We start from the raw sequence: 13,098 nt of genomic DNA, 5'->3' as shown, positions 1-13,098 counted from the left end.
GCCCTTTCACAAGATCAAAATGAGGGAGGACTTCCATGAGCACTTCCAGCTCCCAGGAAATTAGCGGTTCGTCGGCCGTCCCGCATCTCGACGTCGATCCGTTCGCGATGGATTTTTTCGCCGATCCCTATCCCACGCATGAGCTGCTGCGGGAGGCGGGACCTGTCGTCTATCTCGACAAGTGGAACGTCTATGGCGTGGCGCGCTATGCCGAAGTTCATGCCGTGCTGAACGATCCCGCAACGTTCTGCTCCAGTCGTGGCGTCGGCCTCGCCGATTTCGCGAAGGAGACGCCGTGGCGGCCGCCCAGCCTGATCCTCGAGGCCGATCCTCCCGAGCACACCCGCACCCGCGCCGTGCTCTCAAAGGTGCTGTCGCCGACGGTGATGAAGGGGCTGCGCGACCGCTTTGCCGCGGCAGCGGAAGAGCGTGTGGACGCGCTGCTGGAGAAGCGCAACTTCGATGCCATCACGGACCTTGCCGAGGCCTATCCGCTGTCGATCTTCCCAGATGCGCTCGGGCTTAAGCCTGAGGGACGCGAGAATCTCATTCCCTATGCGAGCCTGGTGTTCAACGCCTTCGGCCCGCCGAACCAGTTGCGCAACGAGGCGATCGCGCGCTCGGCGCCTCACCAGGCCTACGTCACCGAGCAGTGCCAGCGGGACAGCCTCACGCCCGGCGGCATCGGCGCCTGCATCCACGCCCATGTCGGCGAGGGTGCCATCACCGCGACCGAAGCGCCGCTGTTGGTGCGTTCGCTTCTGTCAGCGGGCCTCGACACCACCGTCAACGGCATCGGTGCAGCGGTCTACTGTCTCGCGCGCTTCCCTGAGCAGTGGCAGCGCCTGCGCAACGATTTTACGCTGGCGCGCAACGCTTTCGAGGAGGCCGTTCGTTTTGAAAGCCCGGTGCAGACCTTCTTCCGCACGACCACGCGCGAAGTCGAACTGTCAGGCGCGACCATCGGTGAGGGCGAGAAGGTGTTGATGTTCCTGGCGGCTGCCAATCGCGATCCGGGGCGCTGGGACAAGCCCGACAGCTACGACATAACCCGCCGCACGTCCGGCCATGTTGGCTATGGCTCAGGTATTCACATGTGCGTCGGCCAGCTGGTCGCGCGGCTCGAAGGCGAGACAATGCTCGCGGCGCTGGCCCGCCGGATCGCAAAGATCGAGATCATGGGCGAGCCGCAGCGCCGCTTCAACAACACGCTGCGCGGGCTCGACAGCCTGCCTGTGCGCATCACGCCAGCCTGACGCTGTCGTCATCGCAAACAACAAATACGACAGGGGAGGGAACAATGAAGAACTTGAAGTGGACGCTTGCGCTGGCCGCGAGCCTGATTGGCGGCGCGGCAAATGCCGAGATCTCGGACAATGTCGTGCGCGTCGGCGTGCTCAACGACATCTCCGGCATTTTCCAGGACACCAACGGCATGGGCTCGGTCGAGGCCGCGCGCATGGCCGCTGAGGATTTCAACGGCGGCGGCAAGGGCATCAAGGTCGAGATCGTCTATGCCGATCACCAGAACAAGGCCGACGTCGGCAATGCAATCGCGCGCAAATGGCTCGATGTCGAGGGCGTCGACGCCATCGTCGACGTGCCGAACTCGGCCGTTGGCCTCTCCATCAACACGCTGCTGCGCGATAGCCGCATGACGTTCCTCGCGTCGTCCACCGCGAGCTCCGATCTCACCGGCAAGGCCTGCTCGCCCAACACCATCCAATGGGTCAACGACGCCTGGGCGACCGGCAACACCACGGCGGCCGCGATGATGTCGCGCGGCGGCAAGGACTGGTATTTCCTCACGGTTGACTACGCACTCGGCAAGGGCATCGAGGCGGAAGCCCAGAAATACATCGAGGCGCATGGCGGCAAGATGTTGGGCTCCTCCAAGCATCCGCTCGGCACGTCCGACTTCGCGTCCTTCCTGTTGCAGGCGCAGGGCTCGAAGGCCCAAGTGATCGGGCTCGCCAATGCCGGCGGCGACACCATCAACGCGGTGAAGCAGGCGGCCGAGTTCGGGATACAGCAGGGCGGACAAAAACTCGTCGCCTTCCTGCTCTTCATCAACGACGTCCACGGCATGGGCATCAAGGTCGCGCAAGGGCTCCAGCTCATGGAGGCCTTCTACTGGGACATGAACGACGACACCCGCGCCTTCGCCAAGCGCTTCGCGGCGCGGCCCGGCATGAACGGCAAGATGCCGAGCGGCAACCAGGCCGGGGTCTATGCCTCCACGCTCGCTTATCTCAACGCGGTCGCCGTCACGGGCAGCGACAATGCCAAGGATGCCGTGCCCGAGATGAAAAAGTTCAAGGGCAAGGACAAGCTGTTCGGCGACACCACGATCCGCCAGGACGGCCGCGTCGTGCATCCGATGTATCTGTTCGAGGTGAAGAAGCCGGAGGAGTCGAAATATCCGTATGACTATTACAAGCTGGTTTCGACGATCTCTGCGGAGCAGGCGTTTCGACCGCTCGCGGAAGGTGGGTGCGAGCTGGTGAAGTAGGGGCGGCGATCGCGCCTCACTTAACCTCTCCCCGCTCGCGGGGAGAGGTCGGATCGCTCTTGCGATCCGGGTGAGGGGGTACAGGTCTCACCAATATCTCGTTCGCGGAGAGGCCCCTCACCCCAACCCTCTCGCCGTAAGAACGAGGAGAGGAAGAAGAAGCCCTACACCACCTTGCTCGATCCCTGCGTGATCAGCCGCGCAGCGCGCTGGTCGCGGGCGTAGATCCAGAGCCAGCTCAGGGCGACGCTGAGGCGATGGCGCAAGCCGATCAGGAAGTAGATATGGGCGATGCCCCAGATCCACCACGCGATGGTGCCGCGCAGCTTGATGCGGCCGAAGTCGATCACCGCGAGCCGCTTGCCGATCTGCGCGAGGCTGCCGGAGTGCTTGTAGCGGAACGGGCCTGTCGGCTCCTGGCGCAGCCGGGCCTTGATGGTCTCGGCCACGTGACGGCCCTGCTGCTTGGCGGCCGGCGCGATGCCGGGCACAGGCTTGCCGTCCCAGGCGTTGATCAAAACGGTGTCGCCAATTGCAAAGATCTCGGGATGACCGGGGATCGTAAGATCGGCCTCCACTTGGACGCGCCCGGCGCGATCGGCCGGTGCGCCCAGCCATTCCGCCGCGGGCGAGGCGCGCACGCCGGCGGCCCAGATTCGTGTCTTGGCTTCGAGCAGCTTGCCGCCGAACACCACGCCCTCGCGGTTGATCTCAGTGACGGCTTGGCCGAGCACGACCTCGACGCCGATCTTCTCCAGCGAGGCCTGGGCATAGGCCGAGAGATCATCTGGAAAGCCTGCCAGCACCCGCGGACCCGCCTCGATCAGCACCACGCGCGCCTTGTTGGTGTCGATGTTGCGGAAGTCGGCTGGCAAGGTGTGGTGCGCCATCTCGGCGATGGTGCCGGCGAGTTCGACGCCGGTGGGGCCGGCGCCGACGATGACGAAAGTCAATCGTGCCGCGCGTTTGGCCGGATCGGTCTCACGCTCGGCGCGCTCGAACGCCACCAGGATATGACGGCGCAGCGTGGTCGCGTCCTCCAGTGTTTTAAGACCCGGCGCCCATTGCTCCCATTCGTCGTGGCCGAAATAGGCGTGACGCGCGCCGGTGGCGAGCACCAGCGTGTCGTAAGGCACCTCGCTGCCGTCGTCGATCAGCACGCAGCGCCTGTCGGCATCGACGCCGCTGACCGTCGCAAACAGCGTCGTCACATCGCGCCGGTCGCGCATCAGGTGCCGGACCGGCCAGGCGATCTCGCTGGTGGCGAGCGAGGCGGTGGCGACCTGATAGAGCAGCGGCTGGAACAAATGATGGTTGCGGCGGTCGATCAGCGTGATCTCGACCGGGCTGCCGGCGAGCCGGTGGGTCGCCTCCAGCCCGCCGAAACCGGCTCCGACGATGACGACGCGGTGCGGTGTCGTGGTCATGATGCGCCCCTCCGAATCTCGCGGCTCTATCCTCATCTAAACGCTGATCAGGCGCCGCGGTCCAATAGCCGTCGTCAATCGAGGCATAGGCCGGATGTATCGCGCCCGCGAGAAAGCGCCGCAGCCTTAGCCGAAGTAAGTAGAATTATATTTCTTGCTATCGCCGTTCGGGGCGAAATATGGTGCAGGGCGGGCGCTGAACCATTGGCGGCGCGACAGATTTTGCGTTCAATAGAGATGACCCCGGGGCGGCAATCACCCTGCTTCCGGGCATAATAATATGGAGGGGAGTGGTTATGAGGACGGCATTCTGGCTGGCGGGCGCAGCGGCGCTGGTGCTGGCAGGCCCGGCATCCGCCGGCGACACCATCAAGATCGGCTTCGTTTCGACCTTCAGCGGCCCGACCGCCGTGATCGGCAACGACATGCGCAATTCGTTCGAGCTCGCGCTGGATCACATCGGCCGCAAGATGGACGGCAAGCCGGTCGAGGTGATTTACGAGGACGACGGGCAGAAGCCCGACGTCGGCAAGCAGAAGACCGAGAAGCTGGTGCAGTCCGACAAGGTCGACTTCATCGTCGGCTACATCTGGTCGAACGTGCTGCTGGCCTCGCTCAAGACCGCCGTGGACTCGCAGACCTTCCTGATCTCGGCCAATGCCGGTCCGTCGCAGCTCGCGGGCGAGCTCTGCTCGCCTTACGTGTTCTCGACCTCCTGGCAGAACGACCAGACGCCGGCCGCCATGGGCCTCTACATGAACCAGAAGGGCGTCAAGAGCGTGTTCCTGATCGGCCCGAACTACGCCGCCGGCAAGGACATGCTGGCGGGCGTGAAGAGCACGTTCAAGGGCGAGGTCAAGGGCGAGGAATACACGGTCTGGCCGAGCCAGCTCGACTTCTCCGCCGAGCTCTCCAAGGCGCGGGCCTCGGGTGCCGAGTCGATCTTCGTGTTCTATCCCGGTGCAGCCGGCGTGCAGTTCCTCAACCAATATGCGCAGGCCGGGCTGAAGAGCACGATGCCGCTCTACACGGCTTTCACCGTCGACGAGCTGTCGCTGCCGCTGCAAAAGGAGAACGCGCTCGGGGTGCCCGGTGCGCAGGAATGGGTGAATGATCTGCCCAACGAGCAGAACAAGCGCTTCGTCGCCGACTATCGCAAGAAGTACCCCGGGCTGCGTCCGACCTATTACGGCGCGCAAGCCTACGACGCGGCCCAGCTCATCAACAGCGCCGTGGTCGCGGTGAAGGGCGACACCAGCAAGAAGGACGCGATGAAGGCCGAGATGGAGAAGGCCAACTTCAAGTCGCTGCGCGGCCCGTTCAAGTACGGCAAGAACCACATCCCGGTGCAGAACTTCTACCTCCAGGACGTGGTCAAGGACGGCGAAGGCCAGCTCTCGCTGAAGACGGTCGCGACCATCGTCGAGAACGACCAGGATCGCTTCCACGACAAATGCGCGATGAAGTAGCCACAAGCACGATACCCCTTCTCCCCTTGTGGGAGAAGGTGGCGCGAAGCGCCGGATGAGGGGTTTGTTTCCGCGTATTCAAAAGTAAGGTCTCGCGGAGAGAACCCCTCACCCGTCTCGCCGCTTTGCGGCAAGCCACCCTCTCCCACAAGGAGAGAGGGAAAGTAAGCTACACGCGCGGCATGCTCGCGGGCCGCACCTCGCGCGCTTGCGCGGCAAGCCTGATCCCGGCATTGGCCGCGCCGAAGCCCTGATAATCCCGCCGCTCCACGATCTCGAAGAAAAACCGCTCGTCGAAGATGTGGGTGTAGACCTGGAAAAACTCTCCGTCGCCCTCGCGGTCGTAGAGAATGTGGTTGGCGCGCAGCTGCCTCATCAGCTCGGGTGCGAGGTCGTATTTGGCTTCGACGTCGTCGTAGTAATTATCCGGGATATCCAGGAAATCCGCGCCGCGCTTGCGCATCTCCGCGACTGCCGCAAAGATATCCCGGCACGTAAATGCGACGTGCTGCACGCCCGAGCCGAAAAACTCCGAGATGAAGCGGGCCGGCAGCGTGCGGTTGGCGGATGAGCCGTTGAGCACGAAGCGCAGGCTCTGGTCGCCGTTGATGACGGCCTGGCTTTGCACGAGGCCCCTGGGATCGGCGATCTCCATCTGCGGCAGCCGCTTGAGGTCGAGGATGCCGGTGTAGAACAGCAGCCACGACAGCATCTCGTCATAGGGCATCGACTGCGCGATGTGATCGACGGCCAGCAGGGCGTCCGCGCGAGCGTCGCTCGGTACCTGTTCGAAATCCGTGTCCCAGTTCTTGCCGGCCTGGTCCAGGAAGTAAAGCAGGCTGCCGCCGACGCCGTGGATCGCGGGAATCTCGAGCTCGCCCGGCCCGACCGGCTGATAGAAGGTGCGCGCTTTCAGTGTTTCGGCGCGCTGCATAACGAGGCCGGCATTGTCGATATCGAGCGCGATGGCGCAGACGCCGGGGCCATGCGTCACGTAGTGCGAATGCGCAAAGCCGTCGGTCTCGGAGTTGACGACGAGCTCGACCTTGCCTTGCGACCAGCGCTCCACCGCCTTGCTGCGATGCTTGCCGGTCTTGCGGAAACCGAGCTGCGCGAGCAGGCGGGCGAGTTCGCCGGCCTTGGTCTCGTTGACGGCAAACTCGATGAATCCCGTGCCGCGACTTTTGGGCTTGGGCGCCAAGGGTTCGCCGATGAGCTTTGGCCAATCCGGTGCAAGCTGGTCCTCCAGCAGGATCAGCGAACGCAGGCCGTCGACCGCGGTCTGCACGGCCGAGCCGGCACGGAATTGGTCGTTGAAGATCTCCAGCGACAGCGGCCCGGCATAGCCGGTCGCCGCGATCGCCGCCATGAACTCGCCGACCGGCAGGTCGCCCTGGCCGGGGAAGGAGCGGAAGTGCCGGCTCCACGACAAGATGTCGAGCTCGAGCTTCGGCGCATCTGCAAGCTGGACCAGGAAGATCTTGTCGCCGGGGATCGAGGGCATCGCGCGGACCGGAAAGCCGGGGGCCAGTGCGTGAAAGCTGTCGAGGATGACACCGATCGCGGGGTGATCGGCGCGCCGCACGATCTCCCAGGCATCGCGGTAATCGTTGACGTGGCGTCCCCAGGCCAATGCCTCGTAGCCGACGCGCAAAGACCGTTTGGCCGCGCGCTCGCCAAGCTCGCGAAAATCATCCGCGGCGCGGTCGATGCCGCCGAGCGCGGCCGGCGACACGTTGGAGCAGATCAGCAGCAGATCGGTGCCGAGCTCCTGCATCAGGTCGAACTTGCGTTCGGCGCGGGCAAAGTTTCGCGAACGCTGCGGCTCCGGCATGCCTTCGAAATCGCGGAACGGCTGAAACGCACAGATCTCGAGATTGAGGTCCCCGCAGAGCTTTGCGATGTCGCGCGGACCTGCGCCGAACGACAGCAGATCGTTCTCGAAAATCTCGACCGCGTCGAATCCGGCGGATGCGATGGCGCGGAGCTTTTCGTCGAGAGCGCCGGAGAGTGAGACCGTTGCGATCGAGCGTTTGGTCATGCTGCCTGCTCCATGATTTGGCCCGGCGATATCTTCTGGCCCGTGCGTGCCGCTTCGCTGACGGCTTCGACGACCGCAAGTGTGCCCATTGCGTCTTCGACCGCGATCAGTGGTTGTTCATGGCCCGCGATCACGGCGAGGAAATGCCGGAGCTGCTCGGCCAATGGATCGAATGCCGGCGGCGTGATGGTCTCGCGCGACAGCGGCGCGTGCCAGCCGGGCTCTCGCGCGTAGGACCAAAGCTCCATATTCGGCACGGACAGCGAGCCCGCGGTGCCGGAGAGGATGTAACAGGGCTGATCCCGCTTCGGGTACGCAGTGTTCTCGCCCGAGGTCAGCTCCCAGCTCCATGGCGCCGGCGTTGCGTCCGACACGGTCGCCGTTCCCAGTGCGCCGTTGGCGAAGCGCAGCAGCAACGCGGCGGTGTCCTCGACGGCGAAACCGCGAACCTTGTTCGACGTCAACGCCTGCACCTCGGTGATCTCGCCGCAGATGAATCGGAGATTGTCGATGTCGTGGATCAGGTTGATGAGCAGCGGGCCGCCCCCATGCTCGCGCCGCCACGCCACATCAAAGTAATCGTCGGGCTTCTTCAGGAGCCACAGTCCGACCACAGCCGTGAGTTGGCCGAGTTTGCCGGTCGCCACCGTCTCGCGTGCGGCCTTGATGATCGGATTGTGCCGGCGGTGATGGCCGACTAGCATCGGCACGCCGGTCCGCCTGATCGCCGCGCACAGGCGCTGCGCGGCCGCGACCGTATCGGTCACCGGCTTCTCGATCAGCGCGGGCACGCCGGCTTGGGCACAGTCGAGCACCATCTGGAAGTGCAGCGCGTTCGGTGAGGCGATGATCAGGCCATCAGGCTTTTCCTGCGCCAGCAACGTGCGGTGATCCGAATGCCAGGGTGTGGTGCGCGTCTGCGCGAACTCTTTTGCGGCAGGCGAAGGGTCGGCGATGCCCGCCAGCACGCAGTCTGGTGAAGCGTTGATCAATTCGATATGGCGGCGGCCGATCAGGCCGGCGCCGGCAACGGCGATGCGCCTTGGCGCGCTCATGCTGCGCTCTCCTCCATGGCGCCGCCGAGGAAGAGCTGGCCGATCCGCGGGTCGTTCAAGATGCGCTCCGCCTTGTCGACCATGCGGGTCTGGCCGAGCTCGAGCACGATCCCGATGTCGGAAATCTCCAGCGCCGAGCGGGCGTTCTGCTCGATCATCAGAATGGTGACACCGCGGTCGCGCAAGCTCTTCAGGATGTCGAAAGTCTGCTGCACCATCAGTGGCGACAGGCCGATTGAGGGCTCGTCGATCAGAACGAGCTTCGGTTCGAGCAGCAGCGAGCGGGCGATTTCGAGCTGTTTCTGCTCGCCGCCGGATAGCGTGGAGGCCTGCTGCGTCGATTTCCGCCGCAGCGCCGGGAACAGGTCGAGCGCGGCCTCGATCCGGCTCTGCAGGTCGATGCCCTTGCCCGCCGAAACGCCTCCGAGCTCGATATTGTGGCGCACCGACAGCTCGGGAAAGATGTTGCGGCCCTGCGGCACGTAGCAGATGCCGGCATTGAGCAGCGCGCGCTGGCTCAAATGGGTGACGTCGCGGCCGGCGAAGTTGATCTTGCCCTCACGCAGCTTGAGCAGGCCGAAGATCGCCTTGAACACGGTGGACTTGCCGGCGCCGTTCGGGCCGATGATGGTGGTGATGGTGGCCTGCGGCACGGCGAAAGTGGTGCCGTTCAGGATCGTCATCTTGCCGTAGCCGCCGACGAGATTGTGAACCGAGAGGATCGGATCGCTCATGGCTGGTTCCTCAATGTCCGAGATAGGCTTCGATCACGGCGGGGTTCTTTCGCACCTCGTCCGGTCGTCCCATCGCCAGCACCTTGCCCTCCGCCATCACCATCACGCGGGAACACAGCGACATCACGAATTCCATGTTGTGCTCGATCACGACGAAGGTGGCGTTCTTCTCGCGGTTGATCGCCACCAGCCGCTCCTTCAGATCCGTCAACATCGACGGGTTGACGCCGCCGGCTGGCTCGTCGAGCAGCACCAGGCGCGGTCCGCCCATGAAGGCCATGGCGGCGTCGAGCAGTTTTTGCTGGCCGTAGGAGAGCCCGCCGGCCGGCTCGTCGGCGAGATGATCGAGCTTGAAAAAGCCGATCATCTGGTTGGCGGCCTCCGTCAGTCCGGCATCGGAGCGGCCGACCAGGCGCGAGGCCATGCTGCCTTGGTGCTCCTGGCCTGCGAGGATCAGGTTCTCGCGCACCGAGAGTTTGGGGAACACCTGCAGGAGCTGGAAGGTGCGGCTGACCCCGAGCTTGTTGAGCTCGGCGGGTCGCAAGCCCGTGACGACCTTGCCGTCGAGCTTGACCTCGCCGCCGCTCGGCGTGAGCTGGCCGAGAATGCAGTTGAACAGGGTCGACTTGCCGCAGCCGTTCGGGCCTATCAGGCCGAGGATCTCGCCCTCGCGGACGTCGAAAGAGACGCCGCCGACGGCGCTGATGCCGCCAAAATTCTTCTTGATGTCGGTGACTTCGAGGACCGCGCTCATTGCACTGTCTCCAGCCGGGACTTTGCGACGGCGCGCTGGGCGGAGGCCGCCTTGGTGCGGCGTTCGGCGAGATAGCGGTCGAGGATTCCCAAAATGCCGGTCGGCGACCAGATCAGCAGCCCCATCACCGCGATCGCGTAGAGCATCAGATAATAGCCCTCGGTGAAGCGCAGCCACTCCGGCAACAGCACCGCGATCATCGCGCCGAGGAACGGACCCAGGAAGAATCCGGCGCCGCCGACGATCACCATCATCAGGAGGTCGAGCGAGAGCGACAGGTTGAACGGCACGGGATCGATATATTGCGTCAGCGGCGCATAGAGCGCCCCCGCGACGCCGCCGAGCGCCGAGCCGATCGCGAACGCCATCAGCGTATAGCGCCGCGTGTCGACGCCCAGCGACTGCGCCCGCAGCGGGTTTTCGCGCAGCGCCATGAAGGCGCGGCCCCACGGCGAGCGGATCAGCCACCACACCGCGAGCGACACGATAGCGAGCGAGCCGAGACAGACATAGTAGAACGGCAGCGGCTTGTTGGTCGCGATGCCGAAAATGTGCGGACGCGGAATATTGGAGATGCCGTAGATGCCGCCGGTGAGCCAGCTCTCGTTGCGAAATACCAGGAAGGCCAGCGTGGAGAAGGCGAGCGTGACGAAGGCGAGGTAGTGATGCTGCACCCGCAGCGCGGGATAGCCGAGCACCCAGCCGACCGCGAAGCTCAAGCCGATCGCGACGACGATCGCCGCCGGCAGCGGCCAGCCATGCGTGGTCATGATCGCCGCGGCGTAAGCGCCGATGCCGACGAAGGCGCCCTGCGCCAGCGAGACCTGGCCGGCATAACCGAGTGTGAGGTTGAGGCCCATTGCGGCGATGGCCATCACCGCCCACTGGCTCAGGATGAACAGGCCATAGCGGTTGAAGTTCATGGGGACAACGATCAGCGCAGCGACCACGATGAGGCCGAACGCGATCTTGAGAGGTTTGGCGAAGCCGCTCATACGGTGCGCTCCTCGGCACGGCCGAGCAAGCCCTGCGGTCGGAACAGGATGACGGCGATCAGGAAGATCATAGGCACGGCGGCGCGGTACTGCGTTGAAACATAGGCGGCCGCGAGATTGTCGAGCACGCCGATCAGGAGGCCGCCTGCGATCGCGCCGCGCACCTGGTTGAACCCGCCGACGATCGCGGCGATGAAGGCGGCCTGGCCCAGTACCTCGCCCGACGTGAATTTCGCGAGGTAGATCGGCGTGATCAACAGCGAGGCGAGAGCGACCAGGAACGCGTTGATCAGGAAAGTCAGGAGAATCATGCGCTCGACCGGGACGCCGATGATGCGCGCCACCGTCGGGTTCTGCGCCGCCGCCTGCATCTGGTGGCCGAGCGAGGTGCGGTTGAGAAGCGCAGTCAAGCCGAAGACGGCAAGGATGGCGAGGACGAGGACGCCGATGCTTTGCAGCGAGACGGCATGGCCAAGGATGGAGACGTCGCCGGTCGGCACGATCGAGGGGAAGGGTGAGGCTTCGGCGCTGAAGAACTGCTTTACGGCCTCCTTGAGACCGATCGCGAGCGCCATGGTCGCGATCGCGAGCGGCAGCACGCCATGGCGCAACATCGGATCCACCAGCAGCATCTTGAAGGCGAGGCCGAGCAGGAGCATCGAAAGCAGGATGCCGAGGATGATCGCGAGCCAGAACGGCGCGCCGGCATGCATCGCCGCCAGCATCAGGAACGCCGGCAGCATCACGAACTCGCCTTGTGCGAAATTGATGGTCTGCGAGGTCTGCCACAGCAGCGTGAAGCCGACCGCGACCAGCGCATAGATCGCGCCGGTGGCAAGTCCAGCGACCAGAAGATCGAACAGATTGGACATTTTCCCCTCTCGGCGCTCGCGCTCTGTCTCCCCGCTCTCCTCGCTCGTCCTTCTCCCTCTCCCCGCGAAGGGCGGGGCGAGGCAGAAGGGCAAGACCTCACTTCACCTTCGGCAGCACCTGCTTCACGACTTGCTTGCCTTCGACCACCTCGACCAGAAAGCTCTGGCGGTCGATGTCGCCGGTCTCGCTGAAGGTGACGTCCATCAAGATGCCCGGCTCGTCGGCGGCCTTGATGGTCAGGCCATGCAGGGTGTCGGCGAACGCCTTGGAATCGACCTTGCCCATCTTGTCGGTGGTGGCCTTCACCATGTAGACCGCGAGATAGCCTTTCAGCCCGTTATGGTCGGGCACGTAATTGTACTTCTTCGCGAACTTGTCGCGAAACGCCTTGATCAGGTCGACCGGCGCGTCGGTGGTGAGACCGACATGGCCGCGCGCGCCGTTGGCGGCATCGCCCGCAAGCTCGATCACCTTCTGGCCGATCAGCGTGGTCTCGCCCATCAGCGGTGCGGTGACGCCCTGGCGCTTCAGCTCCTTGAGGATGCGTGCGCTCTCTTCCTCGTTCAAATAGACGAATACGGCGTCGGGATTGGCGGCCTTGATCTTGCCGACGTCGGCGGCGAAATCGGCCTGGCCCGCCTCGGTGGAGAGATCGGCGACGACCTTGGAGCCGAGACGGTCGAGCTCCTTGACGACGACATCGCGGCCGCCGCGGCCAAAGTCATTGTTGACCCAGACCACGGCGACCGACTTCGCCTTCATGTCGTCGTGAATGTATTTGGCGACCTTCGGCATCGAGGATTGCTGGCCGAACGAGGTGCGGAACAGGAATTTGTTTCCGCCTTGCGTCAGCTCGGCGGCTTCGCCACCCATGATCTGCGCGATGCCGGCTTCGGCCGCCAGCGGCGCGGTCACCTTCACCGAGCCGGAATAGCCGGGTCCGAGCAGCACATAGGGCTCGGCGTCGAGCGCCTTCTGCACCTGCGCGCGCGCGACGCCCGGGTTGGATTGCGAATCCGCATGAGTGACTTCGAGCTTGCGGCCGAGCACGCCGCCCTTGGCGTTGATCTCCTCGATCGCGAGGTCGATGCCGTTCTTCCAGTTGGTGCCGACGGTGGCGCCGCCCCCGGAAAGCTCGGCGACGTCGGCGAGCTTGATCGCCTGGGCGTGCACGCTGGTTGCAGTCGCGAAGGCAAGCAGGGCGCCCGCCAGCAAAGTCGATTTCATGGTTTCTCCTC

Annotated in this window: 11 protein-coding genes; 3 read left to right on the top strand and 8 right to left on the bottom strand. The window is 64.5% G+C overall.

Annotation, left to right across the window (positions count from 1 at the left end; translation table 11 throughout):
* Nucleotides 1-35 precede the first annotated feature (35 nt).
* Both IVA93_RS35290 and IVA93_RS35285 read left to right on the top strand, forming a co-directional pair.
* The gene (locus IVA93_RS35290) at nucleotides 36-1,256 is read left to right on the top strand and encodes a cytochrome P450 (protein WP_018456023.1); all 1,221 of its coding nucleotides are present in this window, start codon (nucleotides 36-38) and stop codon (nucleotides 1,254-1,256) included.
* A 44-nt stretch (nucleotides 1,257-1,300) separates the two neighbouring features.
* On the top strand, nucleotides 1,301-2,512 hold the full coding sequence (locus IVA93_RS35285) for an ABC transporter substrate-binding protein (RefSeq protein WP_018456024.1): 1,212 nt from the start codon (nucleotides 1,301-1,303) through the stop codon (nucleotides 2,510-2,512).
* A 164-nt stretch (nucleotides 2,513-2,676) separates the two neighbouring features.
* On the opposite strand, the gene IVA93_RS35280 is transcribed toward IVA93_RS35285, so the two are convergent.
* Nucleotides 2,677-3,939: an NAD(P)/FAD-dependent oxidoreductase gene (locus IVA93_RS35280; protein WP_018456025.1), complete on the bottom strand. Its 1,263-nt coding sequence runs from the start codon at nucleotides 3,937-3,939 to the stop codon at nucleotides 2,677-2,679.
* A gap of 296 nt (nucleotides 3,940-4,235) precedes the next feature.
* Here IVA93_RS35280 and IVA93_RS35275 point away from each other — a divergent pair, with 296 nt between their 5' ends.
* Nucleotides 4,236-5,408, top strand: a complete 1,173-nt coding sequence (locus IVA93_RS35275; RefSeq protein WP_018456026.1) for an ABC transporter substrate-binding protein — start codon at nucleotides 4,236-4,238, stop codon at nucleotides 5,406-5,408.
* A 169-nt stretch (nucleotides 5,409-5,577) separates the two neighbouring features.
* Here the strand turns inward: IVA93_RS35275 and IVA93_RS35270 are convergent, their stop codons facing one another.
* From IVA93_RS35270 to IVA93_RS35240, 7 genes are all read right to left on the bottom strand, one after another.
* The gene (locus IVA93_RS35270) at nucleotides 5,578-7,449 is read right to left on the bottom strand and encodes a bifunctional sugar phosphate isomerase/epimerase/4-hydroxyphenylpyruvate dioxygenase family protein (RefSeq protein ID WP_018456027.1); all 1,872 of its coding nucleotides are present in this window, start codon (nucleotides 7,447-7,449) and stop codon (nucleotides 5,578-5,580) included.
* The gene (locus IVA93_RS35265; RefSeq protein ID WP_018456028.1) at nucleotides 7,446-8,504 is read right to left on the bottom strand and encodes a Gfo/Idh/MocA family protein; all 1,059 of its coding nucleotides are present in this window, start codon (nucleotides 8,502-8,504) and stop codon (nucleotides 7,446-7,448) included. The genes IVA93_RS35270 and IVA93_RS35265 overlap by 4 nt, the downstream gene beginning before the upstream one ends.
* Nucleotides 8,501-9,238, bottom strand: coding sequence for an ABC transporter ATP-binding protein (locus tag IVA93_RS35260; RefSeq protein ID WP_018456029.1), 738 nt, complete (start codon nucleotides 9,236-9,238; stop codon nucleotides 8,501-8,503). The genes IVA93_RS35265 and IVA93_RS35260 overlap by 4 nt, the downstream gene beginning before the upstream one ends.
* Before the next feature lie 10 nt (nucleotides 9,239-9,248).
* Nucleotides 9,249-9,992, bottom strand: a complete 744-nt coding sequence (locus tag IVA93_RS35255; RefSeq protein ID WP_018456030.1) for an ABC transporter ATP-binding protein — start codon at nucleotides 9,990-9,992, stop codon at nucleotides 9,249-9,251.
* Nucleotides 9,989-10,987: a branched-chain amino acid ABC transporter permease gene (locus IVA93_RS35250; RefSeq protein WP_018456031.1), complete on the bottom strand. Its 999-nt coding sequence runs from the start codon at nucleotides 10,985-10,987 to the stop codon at nucleotides 9,989-9,991. Before IVA93_RS35250 ends, IVA93_RS35255 begins: the two co-directional genes overlap by 4 nt.
* On the bottom strand, nucleotides 10,984-11,859 hold the full coding sequence (locus IVA93_RS35245) for a branched-chain amino acid ABC transporter permease (RefSeq protein ID WP_018456032.1): 876 nt from the start codon (nucleotides 11,857-11,859) through the stop codon (nucleotides 10,984-10,986). The genes IVA93_RS35250 and IVA93_RS35245 overlap by 4 nt, the downstream gene beginning before the upstream one ends.
* Before the next feature lie 97 nt (nucleotides 11,860-11,956).
* A complete protein-coding gene (locus tag IVA93_RS35240) occupies nucleotides 11,957-13,087 on the bottom strand; it encodes an ABC transporter substrate-binding protein (RefSeq protein WP_018456033.1) in 1,131 nt (376 codons plus the stop codon).
* Nucleotides 13,088-13,098: the final 11 nt, after the last annotated feature.

The sequence above is a fragment of the Bradyrhizobium sp. 155 genome (assembly GCF_023101105.1).
Classification (GTDB): Bacteria; Pseudomonadota; Alphaproteobacteria; order Rhizobiales; family Xanthobacteraceae; genus Bradyrhizobium; species Bradyrhizobium canariense_D.
The sequence above is the reverse complement of the archived record's forward strand: the minus strand, read 5'-3'. Positions and strand labels throughout refer to the sequence as shown.